General features: G+C 67.9%; 13 protein-coding genes. 6 read left to right on the top strand and 7 right to left on the bottom strand.

Annotated features, from left to right (window positions below; genetic code table 11):
* Window positions 1-21 precede the first annotated feature (21 nt).
* From ACSSVC_RS21845 to ACSSVC_RS21875, 7 genes are read right to left on the bottom strand one after another with little or no spacing between them, the layout of a single operon-like run.
* Entirely contained in the window at window positions 22-801 is a 780-nt protein-coding gene (locus ACSSVC_RS21845) for a thioesterase II family protein (RefSeq protein ID WP_446440239.1), read from the bottom strand.
* Entirely contained in the window at window positions 798-1,913 is a 1,116-nt protein-coding gene (locus ACSSVC_RS21850; RefSeq protein WP_492611359.1) for a saccharopine dehydrogenase NADP-binding domain-containing protein, read from the bottom strand. Before ACSSVC_RS21850 ends, ACSSVC_RS21845 begins: the two co-directional genes overlap by 4 nt.
* Window positions 1,910-7,333: a non-ribosomal peptide synthetase gene (locus tag ACSSVC_RS21855; RefSeq protein ID WP_492611360.1), complete on the bottom strand. Its 5,424-nt coding sequence runs from the start codon at window positions 7,331-7,333 to the stop codon at window positions 1,910-1,912. Before ACSSVC_RS21855 ends, ACSSVC_RS21850 begins: the two co-directional genes overlap by 4 nt.
* Window positions 7,330-10,800: a non-ribosomal peptide synthetase gene (locus ACSSVC_RS21860; protein WP_492611361.1), complete on the bottom strand. Its 3,471-nt coding sequence runs from the start codon at window positions 10,798-10,800 to the stop codon at window positions 7,330-7,332. Before ACSSVC_RS21860 ends, ACSSVC_RS21855 begins: the two co-directional genes overlap by 4 nt.
* Complete coding sequence (locus tag ACSSVC_RS21865; RefSeq protein ID WP_492611362.1) at window positions 10,793-12,556, bottom strand: ABC transporter ATP-binding protein; 1,764 nt, start codon at window positions 12,554-12,556, stop codon at window positions 10,793-10,795. Before ACSSVC_RS21865 ends, ACSSVC_RS21860 begins: the two co-directional genes overlap by 8 nt.
* Window positions 12,553-14,304, bottom strand: a complete 1,752-nt coding sequence (locus ACSSVC_RS21870; protein WP_346635551.1) for an ABC transporter ATP-binding protein — start codon at window positions 14,302-14,304, stop codon at window positions 12,553-12,555. Before ACSSVC_RS21870 ends, ACSSVC_RS21865 begins: the two co-directional genes overlap by 4 nt.
* A complete protein-coding gene (locus ACSSVC_RS21875) occupies window positions 14,291-15,958 on the bottom strand; it encodes a (2,3-dihydroxybenzoyl)adenylate synthase (RefSeq protein ID WP_492611363.1) in 1,668 nt (555 codons plus the stop codon). The genes ACSSVC_RS21870 and ACSSVC_RS21875 overlap by 14 nt, the downstream gene beginning before the upstream one ends.
* 375 nt (window positions 15,959-16,333) lie before the next feature.
* On the opposite strand from ACSSVC_RS21875, the gene ACSSVC_RS21880 reads away from it, so the two are divergent.
* From ACSSVC_RS21880 to ACSSVC_RS21905, 6 genes are all read left to right on the top strand, one after another.
* Window positions 16,334-17,236 (top strand): AraC family transcriptional regulator, encoded by a 903-nt coding sequence (locus ACSSVC_RS21880; protein WP_346635553.1) that lies wholly within the window; start codon window positions 16,334-16,336, stop codon window positions 17,234-17,236.
* Between the two features lie 143 nt (window positions 17,237-17,379).
* The gene (locus ACSSVC_RS21885; RefSeq protein WP_404937120.1) at window positions 17,380-19,611 is read left to right on the top strand and encodes a TonB-dependent siderophore receptor; all 2,232 of its coding nucleotides are present in this window, start codon (window positions 17,380-17,382) and stop codon (window positions 19,609-19,611) included.
* Between the two features lie 7 nt (window positions 19,612-19,618).
* Window positions 19,619-20,500 (top strand): PepSY domain-containing protein, encoded by an 882-nt coding sequence (locus tag ACSSVC_RS21890; RefSeq protein ID WP_492611364.1) that lies wholly within the window; start codon window positions 19,619-19,621, stop codon window positions 20,498-20,500.
* Window positions 20,487-21,620 carry an ABC transporter substrate-binding protein gene (locus ACSSVC_RS21895; RefSeq protein ID WP_346635556.1) on the top strand — a complete coding sequence of 378 codons (1,134 nt, stop codon included), beginning with the start codon at window positions 20,487-20,489 and terminating at the stop codon, window positions 21,618-21,620. Before ACSSVC_RS21890 ends, ACSSVC_RS21895 begins: the two co-directional genes overlap by 14 nt.
* Window positions 21,617-22,684 carry a FecCD family ABC transporter permease gene (locus ACSSVC_RS21900; protein ID WP_346635557.1) on the top strand — a complete coding sequence of 356 codons (1,068 nt, stop codon included), beginning with the start codon at window positions 21,617-21,619 and terminating at the stop codon, window positions 22,682-22,684. Before ACSSVC_RS21895 ends, ACSSVC_RS21900 begins: the two co-directional genes overlap by 4 nt.
* Window positions 22,685-22,731: 47 nt before the next feature.
* On the top strand, window positions 22,732-23,511 hold the full coding sequence (locus ACSSVC_RS21905) for an ABC transporter ATP-binding protein (RefSeq protein WP_346635581.1): 780 nt from the start codon (window positions 22,732-22,734) through the stop codon (window positions 23,509-23,511).
* Window positions 23,512-23,514: the final 3 nt, after the last annotated feature.

Genomic DNA, 23,514 nt, shown 5'->3' on the forward strand with positions numbered 1-23,514 from the left:
CGATTACTACCAAAGGAAAATTCACGGGGTCGAGGGCCAGCACTGCCACGGCTGCTCGCCGTGGCCCGCCAGCAGCCGGGTCAGGTGCCGCAGCACTTCGGCCTGCTGCTCGCGCAAATAGAAGTGCCCACCGGGGAAACTCTGGAAGTCGGTGACCTGGGCGCTGACCTCGGCCCAGGCATAGGCTTCGTCCGCATCGACTTCAGTGTCCTGGCCGCCCAGGCACACGCTCAGGGGCAGGTCCAGGGCACGGCCGATGTCGCCGCGATAGGACTCGATCAGCCGATAGTCATTACGCAGTGCCGGCAGGTACAGGTCCCGCAGCGTCGGGTCGTCCAACAGTGACGGCGCGCCATCGGACAGGCGCTGTACATCCGCCAGCAACGCCTCGTCCGACCCCAGGTGCAGCTCGCTGTGGCGCTGGCGATGGGGCGCCGGGTGTGCGGACACAATCAGCCGCTGAGGGGCCGAGCCTTGCTGCTGCATGCGCCCTGCCACTTCATAGGCCAGGGCCGCGCCCATGCTGTGGCCGAACAGCACCAACGGCCGGTCCACCAGGTCCGACAGGGCCCGGGTGATAGTGCCCGCCATCCACTCCAGGCTGCCGGGCCAGGTTTCGCTCAGGCGCTCCTCGCGCCCCGGGTACTGCACGCTGATCAGCTCGACATCCGCCGGCATCTGACGGCGCCAGTCATTGAAAAAACTCGCACTGCCGCCGGCATGGGGCAGGCACACCAGCCGGCAGCGTGGCGGTTGCGGCTGCGGGTAACGGCGCAGCCAGGCACTGGGAGCCTTTCTCACAGCACACCCTCCTCTAGCTCGACCAGTGGGGTACCGGCGCTGTGGCCCAGGCTGACCCGGGTGTCCGGCAACCACTGACAGACCTGTTCCAGGCAGGCCTCGGCATCCAGCACCTGGGCCGCGTAGTGCAGGCCTTGCGGCAATAGCTGCCAATGCAGCGCGCAGAACGCCGCAACGCTGCCGGTCAGCCGCGAACCGTCGCCGGCCCGCAGCCAGGCGCTGGCCTGCTGCTGGCGGCCGTCACGCAGGCCGTCGACCTCCACCGCCAGCAGTTGGTACGGCCGCCGTCCAGCGACATCCAAGGCGCTGGCCTGAACCAGCGCGGCCACATTCTGCGGACAGTGGCGCGCTTCTGGCGCCGAGCCCTGGATACGCTGCAGGGCGGCCGCCAACTGCCCGCCCTCGAACAGGTTGAAGCCCTGGCCGTGAGGCACTTGCAGTTGGCTGAACAAGCGCTGCTGCTCGGTGCTCAGGTAGGGATAGGCCTGCACCCCGGCCACCGGCAGCCAGTCCCGTTCCAGGTGCTGCTCGGCACTCGCCGTGCTGCGCACCACCTGTCCCTCGCGCCAGCCGCACTGGGCCTGGCCAAAGCCGTTGCCCAGGCTCAACAGGAAGTCCTCGGCGGCCGTGGCGGACAGACGCCCCAGGCCACCGGCATAGCAGCGCATCTCATCCACGCGTTGGAAGGACTGCGCCAGCAACCGCGGGAACACCCCCGACAGCCCCGGCAGCATGCCCGCCGACAACAGCACCCGGCGCCCTTCGGGCACCTGCCCGGCCAGACGCTCGTGCAGCGGATCGTCGCCGCCCACATCCAGGTAGTCGGCGCCCGCCGCCAGCGCGACCCGGGCCACCCGATCGAGAATCCGGTAGCTGGGCCCGGCGCAATTGATCACCAGGGCGCAGCCGGCGCAGAAATCGGCCAGGCTCGACTCATCCCACAGGTCCAGGGCGCGCACTTCGGCGCACGCCCCCAACTGCTGGTTCAACTGCTCGGCCTGCTGCGGGGCACGCCCGCCCAGGCGCAGCGCTACGTGGCCGGCCAACAGCTGCGCCACCTGACGACCGACGCTGCCATAGGCCCCAACCAGTCCAATGACCGCCCCACTCATGCCGCCACCTCGGTGACGGCATCGAAGGCCTGGGCCACGGCTTGCACCTGGGGCTGCTGCATGCAACTGAAGTGATCCCCGGGCACATCCACCACCCGCAGCTCACCCAGGCACAGGGCCTGCCAGTAGGCGCTCATGTCGCGGTGCATGCCGGGCAGCACCTGAACCTCGCCGCTCTGGCGAATGAACAGCATGTCCCCCTGATACGGCGTGGCTTCATGCAGAGCCACCGCCGCCAGGCTGTGGCGCAGCACCCGCAGTTGCTCCTGCAGCCAGTCCAGGTCACTCAGTTGCGAACCGGCATGGCGCATGGCCTCGGCAATTGCCTGCAGGCGCTGCTCCGGGGTCTTCTCTGCCAGGCGCTGCAGACAGGCCAGGGCCGAGGTGCATTGGCCATCGTCGCTCAAGGCCAGCAGCGAACCCTGGGGCACCCGCCCCGGGGTCTGGGCCAGAACCCGGGCGATGCTGCGTTCCATGGCCTGTTCGTCCTCGGGGTAACCCAGGGCCAGCGGATCGGCCTGCATCACCCGGGCGAACACGTACTCGGCCAGCAGGTCATCCTCGATCATGAACGGCACCCGGTAACTGCTGATCACGCTCAGTTGCAGCACCTCGATGGAGCGCGCCGCCAGGCACGCCGCCAGTTCGGTGGCCAGCAACCCGCCCAGGCAGTAGCCGACGATGCTCACCTGGCGCCGGCCTTCGGCCTGCAGGGTGTCGGCATAACGTTCGGCCAGCTGACGAATCGCCGTGGCCGGCTCCAGCGCCAGGTAACCCGGCACATCGTTGAGCACCAGCCCTTCCAGGGGCGCTTCCTCCCCCAGGGCAGCGAACAGCGCACGGTACGGCGCCAGGGTGCCGCTGCCGTCGTGGACGAAGATCCGCGTCGGGCCCTGGGCCTTGTCGCTGACGCGCACCAGAGGCGAATCGCTTTGTACCCCTTGCCCGCGCAGGTAGTCGGCCAGGGCCGCTACCGTGGGCTGGTTGATCAACTGCCGCAGCAAGTCGCTCCAGGGCAACTGCCGGGCCTGGGGCAAGGCTTCGCGCAGGCGGCCCACCACTTGGGCCACCAGCAGCGAGTCGCCGCCGAGCTCGAAGAAGCCCTGCTCGCGGCCTACCGCCGGCACCCGCAACAGGGTCTGCCAGACCTCGGCGATGCTGCGTTCCAGATCGTCCAGGGGCGCCGCGCCGCTGTTGACCTGTTGCTCGGGCCCGGCCACACCGATCCGGGCCAGGGCCTGACGGTCGACCTTGCCGTTGGCGGTCAGGGGCATTTCATCGAGGATCTGCCAGTCCGCCGGGATCATGTAGTCCGGCAGACGCTGGGCCAGATGGGCACGCAGTTGCTCGGGCTCCAGGGTCTGGCGCTCGCTCTTGAAGCGGGTGATGAACAGGTGCTGACCGATCTGCGACATGGCGTCATCGGCCTGGGGCAGGCACAGCGGGGTTTCGCCCCCGGCCTCCAGCAGCAACTGCTGCCACTGCTCGCGACGGATGAAAGTGGTGTCCAGTTCCGCGCGGAAATCTTCGAAAGCGCTCAGGCCTTCCTTGAACTCCATGGAGGCCATGATCTGGTAAGTGTCGCGAGTGGCCTCGATGAAGATCAGCCAGCCACCCGGGGCCAGCATCTCCCGCAGCCGCGCCAGCACCCGGCTGGCATGCCGCGAGTTGTGCAGCACGTTGGCGCAGAGAATCACGTCCAGGGAGTTGGCAGCCACGCCCTGGGCCCAGTGATCCTGGTTGAGGTCGAACAGCCCGTAGCTGACCCAGGGATAGGCAGCGAAATGCTCCCGGGCCTCATTGAGGAAGAACTGCGACAGGTCGGTGAACTGGTAGTCCACCGGCAGGCCGTCCAGGGCCGGGATCAGATCGGCGCTGGTGCCGCCGACCCCGGCGCCGATCTCCAGCAGGCGCAGGCGCTGGCCGGCGGGACGCTGGCGGATGATCTCCTGCACCGCGGCGCACACTGCCTGGTTCAGGTACTGGCTGATCAGGTTCTTGCGGTAGGCGCCCTCGGCGGTGTCGGTGCGGCCCTCGGGGAACAGCAGATGCAGCGGGTCCAGCTGGTCGCTCATCAGCGCCGGCAGTTGCTCCTGGCTCTCGCGCAAATAACGCAGGACCTCGGCGCCCCAGCCCACGGAAGGCTCCAGGGCTTCGATGCGCTGCCACAGCTGACGGTATTCCTCGCGCTGCACCCGCAGGTCCGAGTAGCCACCGGACTGCCGGTCATGCTGCACCAGCCCTTCTTTGGCCAGGGCCTGCAACCAGCGCCGGATCAAGCGCTGGTTGCGCGGCGCGACTTCGCTCAAGGCCAACACCTCTTCCAGGGAGTGACTCTGTCCCGCCTGTTGGAACAGCCCGGGACGCTGCAGGGCCAGGCCCATGGACAGCAGCGCGGCGCGCTCGACACAGGCCGACATCTCGCTGACCAGGGCATCGCTCAGATCGCCACGCACGGCCTGGGCCGCTGTCTGGGTGCGCGCCTCCAAGTGCTCCGGCCACGCCAGCGGCATGTCCCGCAGACTGGCCCGCAGGCAGGCCTGCAGACGCCGATCGAAGGCCCCTTCGCCCGCGGCCACCACCACCGCGGACTCCACATGGGGATGGCTGAGCAAGGCGCTCTCCACCTCCGCCAGTTCGATGCGATGGCCGCGGACCTTGACCTGGAAATCCTCGCGACCGAGGAACTCGATCAGGCCATCTTCCAGGTAGCGGCCCAGGTCGCCGGTGCGGTACAGGCGCTCGCCACTGCGGGGATGATCGACAAAACGCTCGGCGGTTTTCTCGGCATCCCCCAGATAACCCAGGGCCAGGCCGCTACCTGCGATGTACAGCTCGCCGGCCACGCCTTGGGGACGGTCGCGGCCCTGCTCGTCGAGGACCATGAACCGCTGGTTGGCCAGAGGCGCGCCGTAGGGAATGCTGCGCCATTGCGGATCGACCTGGGTGATCGGGTAGTAGATCGACCAGATCGCCGCTTCCGTGGCCCCACCGAGGCTGATCAGCCGCAACTGCGGCAACAGTTGCGCAGCCTCCGCCGGCAGGTTCAGGGGAATCCAGTCCCCCGACAGCAGCGCCAGACGCAGGGCCCCAGGAGCCATGGACGGCACCGCCTGCAGGTAGTGGGTGAGCATCTGCAATTGCGCCGGCACCGAGTTCCACAGGGTCACCCCATGCTCCCGGGCGCACTCGGCCCAGTGCGACGGATCGGCGCGGCGTTGCGGGTCCGGCAGCACCAGCGCGCCGCCCACTGCCAGCAGGCCGAAGAGGTCGTACACCGACAGGTCGAAGCCCAGGCTGGCCAGGGCCAGGACCCGATCCTCGGCGTTGATGGCAAAGCGCTGGTTGATGTCGACGATGGTATTGAGCGCCGCCTGATGGCTGATCATCACGCCCTTGGGCACCCCGGTGGAGCCGGAGGTGTAGATCACATAGGCCAGTTGCTGCGGATCGATGTCCTGCACCGGCAACGGAGCTTGCGCCGCCAGCGGGCTCTGATCGACCTGGATCACCTGAGTCACCCGCGCCGGCCAGCACAGTTCATCGCTCAACCAGGACTGACTGAGCACCCGGCCGACCTCGGCGTTGTCCAGGATCAACTGGCGCCGGGCTTCGGGCTGATTGGTGTCCAGGGGCAGGTAGGCCGCCCCCGCCCGCAGAATGCCCAGCACCGCGATCACCTGCTCCAGGCCCTTGTCCATGCACACCGCGACCCGCTCGCCCGGCTGGCAGCCGGCCTTCAGCAGGGCCTCGGCCACGGCCTCGGCGCGTCCGGCCAGTTCGCCGTAGCTCAGTTGCCCGGCGCCCTGGATCAAGGCCACACGCTGGGGCGTGGCGGCCGCCCGACGCCAGAACGGCTCATGCAGCCCTCCGGCGGACAACGGCGCCGCTGTCTGGTTCACCAGCTCGCGCTGCAGGCGCTGGGCCGCCGGCAATTCCAGGCAATCGTCCAGGGTCCAGGCCGAGGGTTCCCGGGCCAGGCGCTTGAGCAACCGTTCGAAGGTATCGAACAGGTCGTCGAGCAGCGCCTCACTGAATACCCCTTCGCGAATGTCCCAGTTGATCGCCAGACCGTTGTCCCGTTCGCTGACCTGGCAATCGATCAGCACCTGGGGAGTCTGGCTGATGCCGAACACCAGCTCGGCTCCCGGCATGAAGGCCCCGCCGCCGCTTTCGCCACCCGCGCCCAGGGTGCTGGTGAAGGCGTACGGCATCAGCGCCGCATCCTGACCCTTGCGCCGCGCCAGCTCGCGCAGCACTTCGATGCCCGAGCACAGGCGATGGTCCATGTCCTGCCACAGGCGCTCCTGCAACTGCTGGCTGCGCTGGCCGAAACTGCCCCCTTGCAGGGTCTGCACTTCCAGCAGTTCCACCGAGCTGAAATCCCCCACCAGGCGATCCACCTGGGGGTGCAGCGACAAGCGATTGAGCAGGGTCAGGCTCAGGCAGAAGTGCCCGCGACGGCTCCAGCGGCCCAGGGTTTCGGCATAGGCCGACAGGATCGCCGCCGACACACCGACCCCGGCGGCGGCCGCATTCAGGCGCAGCGCGTTGCAGTCCCGCGCTTCCAGGCTCATGGCCCGGCGCTGGAAGCGTGGCCCGGTGGGTGCTCCCAGCAGCGGCAGCTCCGGCGCCCCCGGCAGGCTGTCGACCCGCGCCCACCAATAGTCACGGTCGCGCTGGTAGCGCGGTTGCTCGCGCAGGCGCCGCTCGCCCAGCACGTAGTCGCGGAAGCTGATCTGCGCCGGTGCCGGCAGGGCCTCGCCACGGTACAGCTGCTGCAACTCGGCCAGCAGCATGCGCACGCTCTGGTAGTCGCACACCAGCAGATCCACCGACAGGTGCAGCCGCGAGGTGTCGCGGCCCTGGCTCACGCACAGTTCGATCAAAGGCCATTGCTGGGGCGTGGCCCGGCGCAGTTCCATGCGCTCGCGCAAGGCCTGCAAGGCACTGCCGTCGTCCTGGCTCAGGTCGTGGCTCGCGATGGTGTAATGCGGCACCTGGGGCAGGATGCGCTGGTAGCCCTCCTCCAGCACCACCGCGCGGAGCATCTCGTGGCGGGCGATCAGCTGGTTCCAGGCCTGTTCCAGGCGCAGCGGGTCGAGGTCCTGCTGGGCGAACTCCAGATAACCGTGACAGGCCACGCCGCCAAAGCTGAACGCCGTGGTGCGGCCCAGCAGATAGGCCGCCTGCACATCGGTCAGCGGGAAGGGTTCTTCCCGGGCCGGCAGATCGGCCTCCAGGGTCGGCATCTGCGCCGCCTGCAGCTGTTGCAGCAGCGCGTCCTTGTGTTGCCGAAGCTGCTGCAGGCGCGCTTCGTCCATGACCCCGGCCGGAGCCCGATAGCGCAGGCGGCCCTGTTCTTCCCAGAGTTCCACGCCCAGTTGTTGCAGATCCTGTTGCAGTTGCTGCAGCGTCATAACACGCCCTCCACCATTGCGTTCTGATTGACGGGCCGCTGTTCCCGGCGCGAGGCGAGCAACTGCCCCTGCAGGGCCACGGTGGCCGCGTTGAAAAAGTCCTTGAGCGACAGTTCCAGCTGGAACTGCCGAGCGATGCGTTCGATCAAGCGGGCTGCCAGCAGGCTGTTGCCGCCCAGGGCGAAAAAGCCCTGGTGCCGGCCCACCTGTGGCACCTCCAGCAACTCCTGCCAGAGGGCGGCTACGGCCTCTTCCCACGGCCCTTGCGGGGCCTCGCAGCTCTGTGGCTGGATGCCGCGCCGCTGCTCCTGCAACAGCCACAGCAAGGCGGCGCGATCGACCTTGCCGTTGCTGCTCAGCGGCAGTTCGGCCAGGGTCAGCCAGCTGTCCGGGAGCATGTGTTCGGGCAGCCATTGACCCAGCCACTGCCGCAGGGCCTGGGGCTGTGGCAGCGCCTCGTTGGCCACCAGCACCGCCGCCAGCTGCGGCTCGCTGCCGGGCAGCACCAGGCTCAGGGCACGGCTGATGGCCGGGTGGCGTTCCAGGGCCGCGTCGATTTCCGCCAGCTCGATGCGAAAGCCGCGGACCTTGACCTGATGGTCCAGGCGCCCGAGGAACTCCAGGGTGCCGTCGGCCCAGTAGCGCCCCTGGTCGCCGGTGCGGTACCAGCGTCCGCCGTCATGCTCGACAAAGCGCTGGGCACTGAGGCTGGGCAGGCCGCGATAGCCCGCGGCAACGCCGGCGCCGCCAATCCACAGCTCGCCGGGCACCCAGTCCGGGCAATCCCGGCCCTGGCTGTCCACTACCCGGAAGCACTGGTTGTCCAGGGGCCGGCCATAGGGGATCGAACGCCAGTGCCCGGGCACCGCGTCCACGTCCTGGTAGTTGGACCAGATCGCCGCCTCGGTGGCGCCACCCAGGGCCACGAACTGCAGGTCACGCCCCGCCGCCTGGCGCAGGCGACGGGGCAGATCGAGGCCGACCCAGTCCCCGGAAACCATGGCCAGGCGCAACGACGCCAGGCCGGCACCGTCCCGTACCTGCAAGGTCAACATGTCCAGCAGCGCTGGCACCGAATTCCACAGAGTGACCCGCTGTTCGCGGATCAGGCGCAGCCATTCCTGGGGCTCCTTGCGCATGGCGTCGGCCGGCAGCACCAGGGCGCCACCGACACTCAAGAGGCCGAACAGGTCGTACACCGACAGGTCGAAATCCAGGGCCGAGACGCCCAGCACCCGATCCTCGGCGCTGACCCGATAACGCCGGTTGAGCGCCTCGATGGTGTTCATCGCTGCCTGGTGCGAAAGCTCCACCCCCTTGGGTTCACCGGTGGTGCCAGAGGTGAAGATCACATACGCCAGGGCATCCGCCGCAAGCGGTAACGGCTGCGCCAGGGCAACTGCCGGGCGCGCCTGGGCCAGGGTCACCACCCGCAGTGCGGCGAGCCAGATGCCGCCGTCGCGGTGAGCCGTGTCGGTGAGTACCACACGCACCCCGGCACGCTGATAGATCACGTCGCGCCGGGCCGGCGGCTGCTCGATGCCCACCGGCACGTAGACCGCACCAGCCGCCAGAATCCCCAGCACCGCGATCACTTGCTCGCGGCCCTTGGGCAGGGTGACCGCCACCGCCTCGCCGGGCTGCACGCCCCACTCCACCAGGGCGCCCGCCAGCTGCAGGGCTTGCCGGGCCAGCTCGGCATAGCTCAGTTGGCCCTGGTCACAGATCAGCGCCAGCCCCTCGGGATGGGCCTGGGCCTGCTGGAAGAAACCCTGGTGCAGTAGCCGGGCCGGGGTCGCGTGCCGGCAGTCGTTGACCGCGCTGCGCACCCGCTCCTGCTCGGCCGGCAGGGGCAACGGCGCCACCTGTTGCCAGTCATGCTCGCAGAGCCACAGCAGCAGACCGCGATAAGCCTCGAACATCTGCTCCAACAGGCCCTCAGGGAACAGCCCCTGCACCGCGTCCCAGTTCAGCAGCAGGCCGTCGGCCATGGGGTAGCTCTGGTGATCCAGCCACACCTGGGGCGTCTGCGACAACGCCCAGCCGGGCTCGCCCAGTTGCTGGCGGCAGGTGTCATCGACAAAGGCCGGACCCAGGTTGCAGGCAAAGACCACCGGTGCGCCCTGACCGCCGCCCTGGCGCAGGCGTGCACGCTCGCGCAGCACCTCGACCCCGGGCCAGGCACTGTGGGCGATATCCCGGTGCAACTGAGCCTGCAGTGCCAGGGCCTGCCGGCAGAAATCCAGGGGCTGGCGCTGATCCACTTCCAGCAGCACCAGATTGGAGAAGTCCGCCAGCAGATGGGGCACGCAAGGGTGCAGTTCCTGGCGGTTGAACAGCGGCACGTTGAGCAGGAAATGCTGACTGGCACTCCAGCGCCCCAGCACCTGGGCATAAGCACAGGCCAGCACGCTGGCCAGGGTCAGTCCATGCTGCCGGCCCTTGTGCTCCAGGACCTGCAACTGGTGTTTATCCAGGCGCATGGCCAGACGCCGGAAGCGTGGCGTGCCCAGTTGCTGCGGCTCCTGGGCCAGGGGCAATTGCGGGCCGTCGGGCAGATCCTCCAGGCGCGGTAGCCAGTAGTCCCGGGCCGCCGCCAGTTGCGGCGCCCGAGCCGCCTGTTCGGCCTTCAGGTAGTGGGCAAAGTCCCACTCCAGGGCCGGCAGTTGCTGTTCGAGACCGGCATGGATCAGGGCCAGATCCCGCAGCAGGATGCCAATGCTCAGGACATCCGCCACCAACAGGTCGATGTTCAGGTGCAGACGGCTACGGCCTTCGGGCAGCAGGCTCAGTTGCACATCGAAGACTTCCCCGCGGCCGACCTCCAGGCAGCGATGGGACAGGCGCTGACGAATCTGCTCCAGGGTCTGGGCCACGACCACGCTGCCAGCCTGGCGCAGGTCGTGAACGCTGAGCCCGGGCCAGGGGCTCTGCGGCAGGATGCGCTGGCAGGTGTCATTGACAAAGCAGGCCCGCAGCATCGGATGACGCTGGCACAGGCGGCGCAAAGCCTGTTCCAGACGCTCAGGCTCCAGGCCCTGGCCATCGAGCTCCTGATACAGGTGGCAACCCACGCCCCCCAGGGGCATGCCCGGATCGCGACCGAACCAGTAGGCCTGTTGCAGGGAGGTCAGTGGAAAATCAGGGTTGTCGCCGGCGCCGGCTACCGCCTGCAGGCGCGGCGCCGCGAGGCCGCGACGGGCCTCGATCAGCGCCCACCAGGCGTCCAGGGTCGGGTGCTGGATGAGTTCGGCAAAGCTCAGGGTCACGCCCTCGGCGGCCAGCAACGCCGGCAGGCGCATGATGCTCACCGAATCGAGGCCCTGCTCGATCAGCGAAGCATCCGCCTCCAGGTCCTCGGGCTCGTAGTTGAGCAGCCGCGCAATGCCTGCGCAGAGTCCTTGGGGTGAATGACTCAGGCTGGCGTGCGCTGGATGAGCGCGTGCCAGTGCTGGGTTATCAGTCATGGTGGACGGTCCTATGGGGTACGGAAGGGGTGGGTCGCAAGCGCCAGCGATTGATCGCCTCGCGCTCGTGGAACAGTTCGCGATAACGGCCCGCAGCCGCCATCAGTTGGGCATGGGTGCCGCGCTGGGCCAGGCGGCCCTGGTCCAGCAGGAAGATCTGCCCGGCATCGGGGGCCAGGGTCGGCTTGTGGGTCACCAGCAGCACCGTGTGCTTACGCGCCAGTTGCAGCAGGCTGCGGTTGACCCGTGCTTCGCTGATGGCGTCCAGGGCGGCGGTGGGTTCATCCAGCAGGATCAGGGTGGCGTCCTTGAGCATGACCCGGGCCAGGGCCAGGCACTGGCGTTCGCCGCCGGAGAGGCTGACGCCGCCCTCGCCCACCCGGGTCTGCCAGCCCTGGGGCAGGCGCTGGGCCAGGCGGTCTAGGCCGGTGGCGTGGGCGGCGGCCATCAGTTGCGCCTCACTGGCCTCGGGGCGTCCCAGGCGCAGGTTGTCCAGCAGGCTGGCGGCCAGCGGCGGACAGTCCTGGAACATCAGGGCAATGTCCTGGTCGCGCTGCCGGGCCGAGAGCTGGCGCAGGTCCACGCCCCCCAGCAGGATGGCGCCGCTGCTGACATCGCAAAAACGCGCCAGCAAGCGCAACAGGCTCGACTTGCCGGAGCCCGAGGCCCCCACCAGCAGGTTCAGGGAGCCCGGTTCCAGCTCGAAGCTGATGTCCTGCAGGACCGCACGATCCTGGCGAACCAGCCTCAGCTCCCGCACCTCGACCCGTTGCCCCTGCGGCGTCTGGGGCTCGGCCGGCTCCGGCAGGGGCGCCAGGCTCAACAACTGGCACAGGCTGTCCACGCCGTGGCGAGTCTGGCGCAAGGTGGTGCCCAGGTTGACCAGGGCCCCCATGGGCTCCACCAGGCAGCTGGCAAGCACCGCCAGGGCCAGGTATTGCACGGCCCCGAGGCTGCCGCCGAGCACCGCATAAAGCCCGCACAGCAACACGGCGGTGTAGCCGGCCTGAAGCACCACCACCAGCCCCAGGGCCGCCGGAAAGGTGCGCCAGTGGGCCCGGCGCTGAGCCTGACGCTGTTGCTGCAAGGCTTCGCCCAGCAGGCTGAAGCCTTCAGCGTTGCGCCCGCAGGAGCGCAGCAGCGGCTGCTGACGCAGAAACTCCAGGACCCGCGCCGCCGCTTCGCCGGCCGCCGCTTCGCTGAGGCGCTCGGCCTGCCCGCCCCAACGCACGCCCCAGTGATAGAACAACAGCAGCAGGGGCACACTGGCCAGGGCGGCCAGGGCCATTGAACGGTCGTAGAAAAACAGCGCCAGCAGCAACGCCAGGGGCGTCAGCAGGGCATTGGCCATGGGCTGCAACAGGTGCGCCGGGGCACTCATGATCTGCGCCACGGTATGGGTCACCAAACGGTTGAGCTCGGCACCGCGACGCTCGACGAACCACTCCAGGGGCAGGCGCGCCAACTGCTGGCCGATGCGCAGGTTCAGCGACTGCGCTGCCGCAGCCCCGGCCCTGTAGCCGGCAAGCTGGGCATGACGACGCAACCACAGGCACAGCCCGGCGAACCCGGCAAAGGCCCCGGCCCAGAGCCAGGGCGCCTTGCCCGACGCGGCGTCGAAGACACAGGCAAACGCCATGGGCAGCAAGGCCAGCGCCAGGCCCTGGGCCAAGGCACTGGCCGCCATGGCCAACAGCGCCCGGCGCAGCAGGCCGGCTTCCTTGGGCTGCAAGCTGCGTAACAGGGCAGCGATCATGGCAGGGCCCTCGTCAACGCGGCAGCGCCAAGCTGCTCCGCCGCCCACAGTTCGGCATACACCCCCTGCTGATCCAGCAAGGCCTGGTGCCGACCGCACTCCAGCAATTGCCCGCCCTGGAGCACGGCAATCTGATCGGCGTCCTGAATGCTGCTCAAGCGATGGGCGATCACCAGCACCGTGCGCCCTGCCGCCAACCGCGACAGGGCCTGCTGGATCGCCGCTTCGGATTGCGGATCGCTGGCCGCAGTGGCCTCGTCGAGTACCAGGATCGGTGCCTGGCTGAGCATGGCCCGGGCAATGCCCAGACGCTGGACCTCGCCGCCGGACAACTGCACGCCGGTCCCCAACAGGGTGTGATAACCCTCGGGCAAGGCGCTGATGCGCTCATGGATCTGCGCGGCCCGGGCCGCCTCCTCGACCTGTGCGAGGCTGGCCTCGGGGCGCCCCAGGCGCAGGTTATCGAAGACGCTGGCGCGCAGCAGACGCACCTCTTGAAAGACAAAGGCCACCTGGCGATACAGGGTCGCGCTGTCCATGTCCCGCAGGTCGACACCGCCGATGCGGATCGCCCCGGCGCTGACATCGGCAAAGCGCGCAAGCAAGGTGGCCAGGGTGGATTTGCCGGCCCCGGAATCCCCCACCAGGGCGGTCAGGGTGCCGGGCTGCAGACGCAGATCGATGCCCCGCAGCACCTGGGTGCCGTCGGGGTAGCTGAAGTCCACGGCATCGAAGGTCACCAGGGCCCCTTCAGGTTCCCGGGAGAACGCCGGCTGCGCCAGCACCGGGGTGCTCAGCACCGCGCTGATGCGCTGCGCCGCCGTCCGGCCCTGGACCAGGGAATCGGCGCCATGCCCCAGAGCCGCCACCGGCGCCGCCAGGGCCGGGCCAAGCAAGGCGAACGCCAGCAACTGCACGGGCTGCAACCAGCCGCCGGCAATCAGCGGCACCCCGCCCACCAGCACCAGGGCCAGCACCAGCAGAGGCGAGAGCAGCACTTCGACACTGGCCCCCAGGCCGGCCCAGCGCTCGACCCACTGGGAGAAGAAACCGGCAAAATCCTCTACTGCCTTGAAGAAGTCGTCCTGTACCCGCTCCACCCGGCCAAAGGATTTGACCATGGCAATGCTCTGCACAAAGTTCAGGGTCGCCGTCGACAGTGCGCCCATGGCCCCGCCCAAGCGCTGGCGCTCGGCGTGGTAAGCCGGGGTACGCATCACCCGCAGGCGCCACAGCGCAACCAGCGGTGGCGCCAGCACCACCAGGGTCATGGGCAGGCTCACGGTCAGCAGGTAGATCAGGCTGGCCAAAGGCACCACCAACGCCGCCACCAGATTGTTGGGCAGGTGTGCCACCAACTGATGCAGAGCACCAACATCCTCCAGCAGCACCCGCTCGGCGGTTTCCCGCTGACCACCCAACCAGGCCAGGGGCACCCGCGCCAGATGGGCTGCAATGCGCTGGCGCAGATGGCGCTGCAGGTCACTGTCGGCCAAATGGGTAATCTGCAACCCCGCCGCCAACCCCAACAAGCGCAAGAGCAAGGCCCCGCCCCCGGCCAGCAGCCAGAAGCCCGCGCGGTCCACGTCCAGCTCGCCCGCCAGCAACAGCGGCGCCAGTTCGGCCACGGCAATCAGCGGCAGCAGGCCCACCAGCGCCGCCAGCACCTGCAGCAGCATCGCCGCCAGCAGACGCCCGCGCACCGGTTGCAACAGTTCAGTCAATCCTGGTTGTTCAGCCACGGGCATCACTTCCCACCTGAGCTTCGGCCTCAGCGCCGAAGTACAAGGCCTGGATCGCCTCACGCAGGTGTTTGCGGCTGACCTTGCCGACCCCGGTCTGGGGAAAGGCCGGGATGAATTCGAAGCGATCCGGCAGCTTGAACGCCGCCAGGCCCTGAGCCCGCAGATGGCGCAGCAGTTCCGGAGCCCGGGGCGCCGGGCCACGGGGAATGACGAAGGCGCAGGTGCGCTCGCCGAGGAAGGCATCGGGCATCGCCACCAGGGCGATGTCGGCCACCGCCGGATGGCTCAGCAGCAGGTTCTCCACTTCTTCGGCGGCGATCTTTTCGCCGCCGCGGTTGATCAGGTCCTTGTCCCGCCCTTCCACCATCAGGTAGCCGTCGGCGGTGAGCTGCACCCGGTCACCGGTACGATAGAAACCGTCGGCGGTGAAGGCTTGGGCGTTGTGCTCGGGATAGCGGTAATAGCCGCGAATGGTGTAGGGACCACGGGTCAGCAACTGGCCCACCTGCCCCACCGGGACGGGCTGGTCCTGCTCGTCCACCACGCGGATTTCGTCCGCCGGCGACAGGGGCCGGCCCTGGGTGTGCAGCACCCGCTCGGGCGGGTCTTGCGGGTCGGTGTAGCAGATCAGTCCTTCGGCCATGCCGAACACTTGTTGCAGGCGGCAACCGAGTACCGGCTCGATGCGCCGCGCCGCCTCGAAGCTGAGCTTGGCCCCGCCCACCTGCAACAGCTGCAAAGACGGCAATCCGCGTCCGCGTGCCTGGGCCGCCTCCATCCAGACCAGGGCCAGGGGCGGCACCAGGGCGGTGTGGGTCACGGCTTCGCGCCCGATCAGTGCAAAACAGACTTCCGGGCTCGGTGAGTGGCCGAGCACCACCCGCCCGCCGACCGACAAGGTGCCCATGAACCCCGGGCAGCACATGGGAAAGTTGTGGGCCATGGGCAGCACCGCCAAGTACACGCTGGCACTGGACAAGCCGCAGCGCTCGACGCTGGCCCGCAGGTTGTAGAGGTATTCGTTGTGCCGCCGCGGGATCAGCTTGGGAATCCCGGTGGAGCCACCGGACAACTGGAAGCAAGCGACGGCATCGGCACTCGGCACCGGGAAAGCCGGCGACGGGGCCGGGTCATACAGGCCATCGAGGGCGGTGAATTCCTCGGCCTCGCCGGCCACTATCACCCACTCCAGGTGCGGATTGCCGGCCTTGAGACCCCGGGCCATGGCCCGGAAATCGAAGCTGGCGTCACGGTCGGCGCACAGGTAGGCGCGGGCCTGGGCGAATTCGCAGAAGCGACCGATCTCCAGATGCCGGTGCGCGGGCAAGGCGAAGATCGGCCGCACGCCGAGGCGGTACAGGGCAAAGCAGGTTTCGACGAAGGCGCTGCAATTGGGCAGTTGCAGGACCACGTTGTCCCCGGCCCGTAACCCCAGGCGGTACAGGCCGGCGGCCAGTTGGTCGACCCGCAGGTCCAACTGCCGATAGCTCAGGCGCTGTTCGCCATCGGTCAGCGCCTCGCGCTCGGCGAAGGCCTGGGCAGCCACCCGCAGCAGGTCGCCAAAGGTTTCATCGCGCCAGTACCCGGCCTGGCGATAGTGCTGGGCAAACGCCTCGGGCCAAGAGGGGCAATCCTGCAGATCATCGAAAGTGGACATGCTGTCTCCTGAGTTTTTTGACGCAAAAAGCGGCCCCGGACCTGAGGTGCCAGGCCCTTGGAATGAACGGGAAAACGCCGTCAGCGCGGAAGGAAATGAAGGTCCACAGGCGCTCCTGCGGTGCTGTTGCGTGGGGTGTCATCCATGAAGGGCTGCCGTGCCTGCAAATGAGAGTGATTATTAACCGGCAATTTCCAGGGCCCGGCAATCGGCAGGACATTCGTTTGCGCGGCTTTTTCTTTTGATTGCGCGGCGAGGCCCCGGCCGGCCCTGACAGGACGGGGCCAGAAAGCTAAAGGATAATCATTCTTAATTACAGGGGAGGATTTTCCTGCTAGCTTATGGCCTCTTTTTCGGGTTCACAGGGAGTTCGCCATGCTCAGCCCCCACGCTGCGCCGCAGCCTGTCCAAAGGGATTTCACCCTGCAGTTTCCCAATCCGCAGCACGCCGGCACGGCGGCTGTGGTGCCGGAAATCACCTTGTCCACCGGGACTGTGCTGATGGACAGCCAGATGTGGATGCAAGAGCCGCTCTGGCAAGGTTTGAAAATCATCCTGGTGCTCAGCGGCCAGCTCAATTGCCGGGTCGAGGGCCAACCGGAAGTGGAAATTCGCGGCCCGACCCTGTGCGCCGTGGCCAACCAGGGCGAGCACTGCGGCGACCACCTGTTCGCCAGTGGCGTACCGGTGCGCTACACCACGGTGCAGCTGGACTTCCCGTCGATCCGCAATGCCGGCCTGGAACCCGAGCGCCTGCTGGACCCGCTCGGCGGCGGGCCGATGCTGTTCTGCCAGCCGGCCAGCAAGCCACTGCTGGCCCTGGCCCAGCAGATCTTCACCTGCCCGCTGCAGGGCCCGACCCGCTCCTTCTACCTGGGCGGCAAGGCCCTGGAGCTCACCGCCCTGGGAGTCGAGGGCATCCTCGCCCATGCCGAGTCCCGACCACTGCAGGACAGCCTGTGCAGCTCGGCGGACATCGAACGCATCCATGCCGCAAGGGACCTGCTGCTCAACTCATTGCAGGACTCGCCGTCGCTGTCCGAGCTGTCGCGTCAGGTGGGTCTCAATCCGCGCAAGCTCACCGCCGGCTTTCGCCAGGTGTTCGGCACCAGCGTCTATGCCTACCTGCAGGAACAGCGCCTGGGCGAGGCTTACCGCTTGCTGGCCAGTGGCGAAACCAATGTCTCCAGCGCGGCCTATCGGGTCGGCTACAGCCCGGCGCATTTCTCCACCGCCTTTCGCAAGCGCTTCGGGGTTTCGCCCAAGTCCCTGCGCTGAGTCGGGCGCGCTTGCCCTTGACCTTGCCCCGCCGTACCGCAAACGAAAGAAATGATCGCTCAAGCCAAAGTTTTAGGCCCTAACCCATGCTCACAAATGAGATACGTTTGCATTCTCATTTAATCCCCATCACGGAGTGAAGCATGGGCACCAGCGTTGCGCACCGAAACACCTCAGGTTGGCCTGTCGATTCTGCGGTTCCTCGCCCGACCCTGCGCCGCAGTCCGCTGGCGTGCCTGATCCACGGCGTGGCCCTGGGCCTGACGTTGACCCAGGCAGGTAGCGCGCTGGCCGCGGACGCCGAGCGCGAACCGCAACAGCCGCTGACCCTGGACACCAGCGTGATCAGCGCCACCCAGGTCGACTCCCCCACCGGCCAGCAAAGCGGCTATGTGGCCAAGCGCAGCCTCAGCGGCACCAAGACCGATGCCTCGCTGAGTGAAATTCCCCAGTCGATTTCCGTGATCACCCGCGACCAGATGGATGCCCAGCAGGTGCAGTCGGTGAACGAGGCGCTGCGCTACACCGCCGGGGTCCAGGCCAATACCACCGCCGCCAGCCAGCGCTTCGACACCCTCTCGATCCGCGGTTTCGACGTCACCACCGGCATGCTCCGCGATGGCCTCAAGGGCAATACCGCCCAGGCCTGGCCCAAGGTCGAAGCCTATGGCCTGGAGCGCATCGATGTGCTCAAGGGCCCGGCCTCGGTGCTGTTCGGTCAGAACTCCCCGGGGGGCGTGGTCAACCAGATCAGCAAGCGCCCGCTGGACAAACCCTTCCATGAAGTGCAGATCCAGGGTGGCAGCTTCGACCGGGCCCAGGGCCAGTTCGACTTCAGCGGCCCCCTGGACGATGAAGGGCAGTTCCTCTACCGCCTGGTGGGCCTGGAGCGCGACAGCGGCACCCAGTTCGATCACATCAAGGACGACAAACAGTACTTCGCGCCCTCCTTCACCTGGAAGCCCAACGACGACACCAGCCTGACCCTGCTGGCCGACTACACCCAGGACACGTTCGGCGCGCCGCGGGTGTTCCTGCCGGCCCGGGGCACCCTGCTTGGCAACCCCAATGGCAAGGTCAAGCACAACGTCTTCCTCGATGAACCGGGGCTGGACAACGACCGCACCCAATACTCCCTGGGCTACCTGCTGGAGCACCGCCTGAATGACGTCTGGAGTCTCAATTCCAGCGCCCGCTACGGCCACGTCAACCTGCTGACCAACACCGCCAGCGGCATGTCCCTGGCCCCGGACCTGCGCACCTTGAACCGCGCCGCCTATCGCTTTCGCATCGTCGGCGACACCTACTCCCTGGACAACAATGCCCAGGCCCGCTGGAACCTGGGCAGCACGCAAATGGTGTCGCTGCTGGGAGTGGACTACCGACGCACCCGCGAGGACTACTACCTGCGCGGCGGCACCGCTTCGCCCATCGACATCTACAACCCGGTGCATGGCGGCGTGTTCAACCCCACCACCCCCTTCACCAATACCGTGCAGCGCGCCGATCAGGTTGGGGTCTACGCCCAGCAGCAGTTCACCTTCGATGAGCATTGGGTGCTCACCGTCGGCGGACGTCAGGACCGCTCCAGCGCCCGTACCGACAATCGCCTGGAGCATACCGGGAGCAAGCAGGACGACGAGAAGTTCACTTACCGCACCGGGCTGGTGTACCTGGCGGACAACGGCCTGGCGCCCTACATCAGCTACTCCACGTCCTTCGACCCGGTGCTGGGCACCAACTTCTACGGCACGCCGTACAAGCCCACCAGCGCCAAGCAGTCGGAAGTGGGGATCAAGTACCAGCCGCCGGGGATCGACAGCTACATCACCCTGTCGCTGTTCGACCTGACCCAGGAAAACGTCCTGACCACCGACCCGGCCGAACGCCTGAACAAGATCCAGACCGGCGAGATCAACGTGCGCGGCATCGAGCTCGAAGGCAAGGCCAGCCTGGCCCGGGGCCTGGACCTGCTGGCGGCGCTGACCTACAACGACGCCGAGGTGAGCAAGAGCAACAACCCGCTGGAGAAGGGCAAACGCCCCACCGACACCCCGGAAAAAATGGCCTCGCTGTGGGCCGACTACACCCTGCCCGAAGGCCCCCTGAGCGGCCTGGGCTTTGGCGCCGGGGTGCGTTACATCGGCTCCACCGAGGCCGATGCCGCCAACACCCAGCGCGTGCCCTCCTACACCCTGCTGGACGCGGCGGTGCACTACGACTTCGACAAGCTGATCCCGGCGGCCAAGGGCCTGCGCCTGGCGGTGAACGCCACCAACCTCACCGACAAGCGCTACTACGAAGGCTGCTCGCTGACCAATTGCAGCGCCGGTTATGACCGCAGCGTCATCGCCAGCCTGCGCTACCGCTGGTAAGTCGCCGATGCTGCCCATACGTGAAATCTGGCTCCGGCTGCATCGCTGGCTGGCCCTGAGCCTGGGGTTGCTCCTGGCATTGTTGGGCCTCAGTGGTTCGCTGCTGGAACTCAAGGGACCGATCCTGCGCTGGGAGGTCGGTGCGCCGATGCTGCAACTGGCCCCCGGCGAGCACGGCACGCTGCTGGAACAGGAGGCCTGGATCAGGGCCGCCTCCGACGCCTACCCGCAGTTGCACAAAGTCTTCGGCGCGGCGCCGCCGCGCCAGGGCTTTCTCGAATCGGACAATGTGATCGTCTTCGGTGCCCTCAAGGAGCGCCCCGGAACCGGCATCGCCATGATCGATCCCTACACCGGCGAGCCCCGGGGCTTCTTTGTCTTCGAAGACCTGTGGCTGGCCAAGCTGGTGGCGCTGCACCGCAGCCTGCTGTTGCCGCAGGCCTGGGGTTCGACCCTGGTGCTGGTGTGCGGCCTGGTGTTGCTGGGCTCGCTGGGCAGCGGCTTGTACCTCTGGTGGCCGGGGCGCCGCAGCTGGTGGAAAGCCGCCAGCCTGCGTCGCGGCAGCCAGGGCACCCGGCGCCTGCGCGAATGGCACAACCTCGCCGCCGCGTGGCTGTGCCTACCGCTGCTGCTGATCGCCGCAAGCGGTGCCTGGCTCGCGCGCCCGGAACTGTTCACCTGGCTGGCGGCCCGGCCCATGGCCGTCAAGCCGCTGTTTTCCGCTGCCCACGGGCATTTGCTGCTGGGCACACCCGGCGCCTGGCTGGCTTTTCTCTGCGGTATTTCGTTACCCCTGCTGTACATCACCGGCCTGCTGTTGTGGTGGCGCAAGCGCGTCACTCGCCGGGCCGTTCAATCGTTCAAGGAAACCTCCCATGACACACCGTGATTTCTTGCGCCGCGCCCAGCGCGGGCTCTTGCTCGGCCTGCTGCCCCTGGGCCTGCTATGGGCCGCCACGGCCAGCGCCGCGACCCTCACCGATCTGGCCGGACGCCAGGTCCAGGTGCCGGAGAAGGTCGAGCACATCCTCCTGGGTGAAGGCCGGATGATCTATTCCCTGTCGCTGCTCGAAGGCCAGAATCCCTTCGCCCGTCTCGCCGGTTGGCAAGGGGACTTTCGCGGCCTCGACGTACAGGGCTACGAGGCCTATCACAAGGCCTTCCCGGAGGCGGAAAAGGTGCCGCTGGTAGGAGGAACTTCCGCCGAAACCTTCAGCGTCGAAAAGGCCCTGGCAGTGCACCCGGACCTGGCGATCATGGCCCTGAGCGGCGGCCACGGGCCGAGCCCCGACAGCGAGGCGGTGAAGCAGCTGGAAGCCGCTGGGGTGGCGGTGATCTTCGTCGACTTCAGCGACCATCCCCTGAGCCATACCGTGCCCAGCATGCGCCTGCTGGGGCAGGCCCTGGGCCGTGAACAGCAGGCCGAGGCGTTCATCGCCTTCTACCAGCAGTCCCTGGCCCGGGTCAGCGAAACCCTGGCCAAGGCCGGCAACGTCAAACAGCCGAAGATCTTCGTCGACATGCTCGCCGGCTTGCAGGATTGCTGCGGCTCGCCGGGCACCGGCAACTTCGGCGAAATGATCAAGTTGGCCGGCGGGCGCAACATCGCCGACGGGCGCATTCCCGGGCCCATTGGTGTGCTCAATGTGGAGTACATCCTCTCCAGCGATCCGGATGTGTACGTGGCCACCGGGGTGTTCGCTGCCGGCCAGGGCGGCGTGACCCTGGGGTACTCCGCCACCCTGCAACAGGCTCGGGACAGCCTGCGCCAGGCCGCCCAGCGCCCACCGCTGAACGAGCTGCGGGCGGTGCGCGAGGGCAATGTGCATGGCCTGTGGCACATCTTCTATGACTCGCCGGAGCACCTGATCGCGGTCCAGGCCCTGGCCAAGTGGCTGCACCCTGAACTGTTCAAGGACCTGGACCCGGACCAGACCCGCCGGGAGCTGTACCAGCGTTTCATGCCGATTCCCGCCAGCGGCGTATTCACCACGAGCCTGGTGCCATGACCCAGGCTGCCACCGACGTGCAGGAGCGCGTTGCCTCAGGGCACTACCAAAGACGCCATGGCCGCCGGGTGCTGCTGTTGTCCGGGCTGGCCCTGGCCTTGCTGCTGTCACTGGCCCTGGACATCACCACCGGGCCTTCGGGCATGAGCCTCTCGCGCCTGCTGCAGGTGCTCTGGGACCCGGGCTCGATGCCCCGGGTCGAAGCGGTGATCGTGTGGAACGTGCGCCTGCCCTACGCCCTGATGGCGGTGCTGGTGGGTGCCGCCCTGGCCCTGGCCGGGGCGGAGATGCAGACCGTGCTCGACAACCCCCTGGCCAGCCCCTTCACCCTCGGCGTATCCGCGGCCGCAGCCTTTGGCGCGGCCCTGGCCATTGTCCTGGGCCTGGGCATTCCCGGAGTGCCGGCGCAGTACCTGATTTCGGCCAACGCCTTCCTCTTCGCCCTGGCCTCGGTGGCCTTGTTGTACCTGCTGGCACGCTGGCGCGGCTTCGGCGTGGAAAGCCTGGTGCTGTTCGGCATCGCCCTGGTGTTCGCCTTCAACGCCCTGGTGGCCCTGCTGCAGTTTGTCGCCACCCAGGACAGCCTGCAGCAACTGGTGTTCTGGACCCTGGGCAGCCTGGCCCGGGCCTCCTGGGAAAAGCTCGGGGTGCTGGCCCTGGCGCTGTTGCTGTGCCTGCCGTTTTCCCTGCGCCAGAGCTGGGCCCTGACCGCCCTGACCCTGGGCGAGGAACGGGCCCGCAGCTTCGGCATCGACGTCGGTCGCCTGCGCCTGCTGTCGCTGCTGCGCATCAGCCTGCTGTCGGCCCTGGCGGTGTCCTTTGTCGGCACCATCGGTTTTATCGGCCTGATTGCCCCGCACATCGCCCGGCTGCTGGTGGGCGAGGACCATCGGCTGTTCCTGCCGGCCAGCGTGCTCAGCGGCGGGCTGATCCTGTCCATGGCCTCCATCGCCAGCAAGGCCCTGATCCCCGGGGTACTGGTGCCGGTGGGCATCGTCACGGCCCTGGTGGGCATTCCATTTTTCATGGCCATCGTCATGCGCAACCGTCGAGGTGTCCTGTGAGCCTTATCGCCTCCTCCACGCCCGGGCTGTGCACTGCCGGCCTGAACATGCACTACGGCAGCCGCCAGGTACTGCGCGACGTGAGCCTGCCACCCCTGGCCGCCGGCACCCTGACCGCGCTGATCGGCCCCAACGCGGCGGGCAAATCGACCCTGCTGCGGGGCATCGCCGGGTTGCAGAAAACCACCGGGCAGGTGCTGCTCGATGGCGTCGACCTCAACCGCCTGCCCCAGGTCGAACGTGCTCAACATATCGTCTACTTGCCCCAGAGCCTGCCGGAACGCACACGCCTGTGCGCCTTCGAAGCCGTGCTCAGCGCCGCCATGGCCGGGCATCGCAGCGCCGGTTTCGCCCCCGGCCGCCCCAGCGCCGCGGTGCTGCACGGGGTCGAACAGGTGCTCCGGGACCTGGACCTGACGGCCCTGGCCGACCGCCCCATCGATGCCCTCTCCGGCGGCCAGCGCCAGCTGGTGGGGCTGGCCCAGGCCCTGGTGCGTCAGCCCCGGGTGCTGCTGCTGGACGAACCCACCAGCGCCCTGGACCTGTACCACCAGTGCCAGGTGGTGGACGCCATTACCCGGGCCACCCGCGAGCGCCAACTGATCACCCTGGTGGTGGTCCACGACATCAACCTGGCCCTGGGTTTCAGCCAGCAGGTGGTGGTCCTGCACAACGGCCGCCTGGCCGCCGCCGGACCGGCCCTGGAAGTGGTCAACCAACAACTGCTGCGCGACGTCTATGGCGTCGACGGCAGCCTGGAACAGGTGCGCGGTCGACCGCTGGTGATGGTCGACGGCCGCCTGCCCTTTCACTCAGCCCTGGGATAACTC

The sequence above is a fragment of the Pseudomonas sp. E1BtOHC1 genome (genome assembly GCF_058744285.1).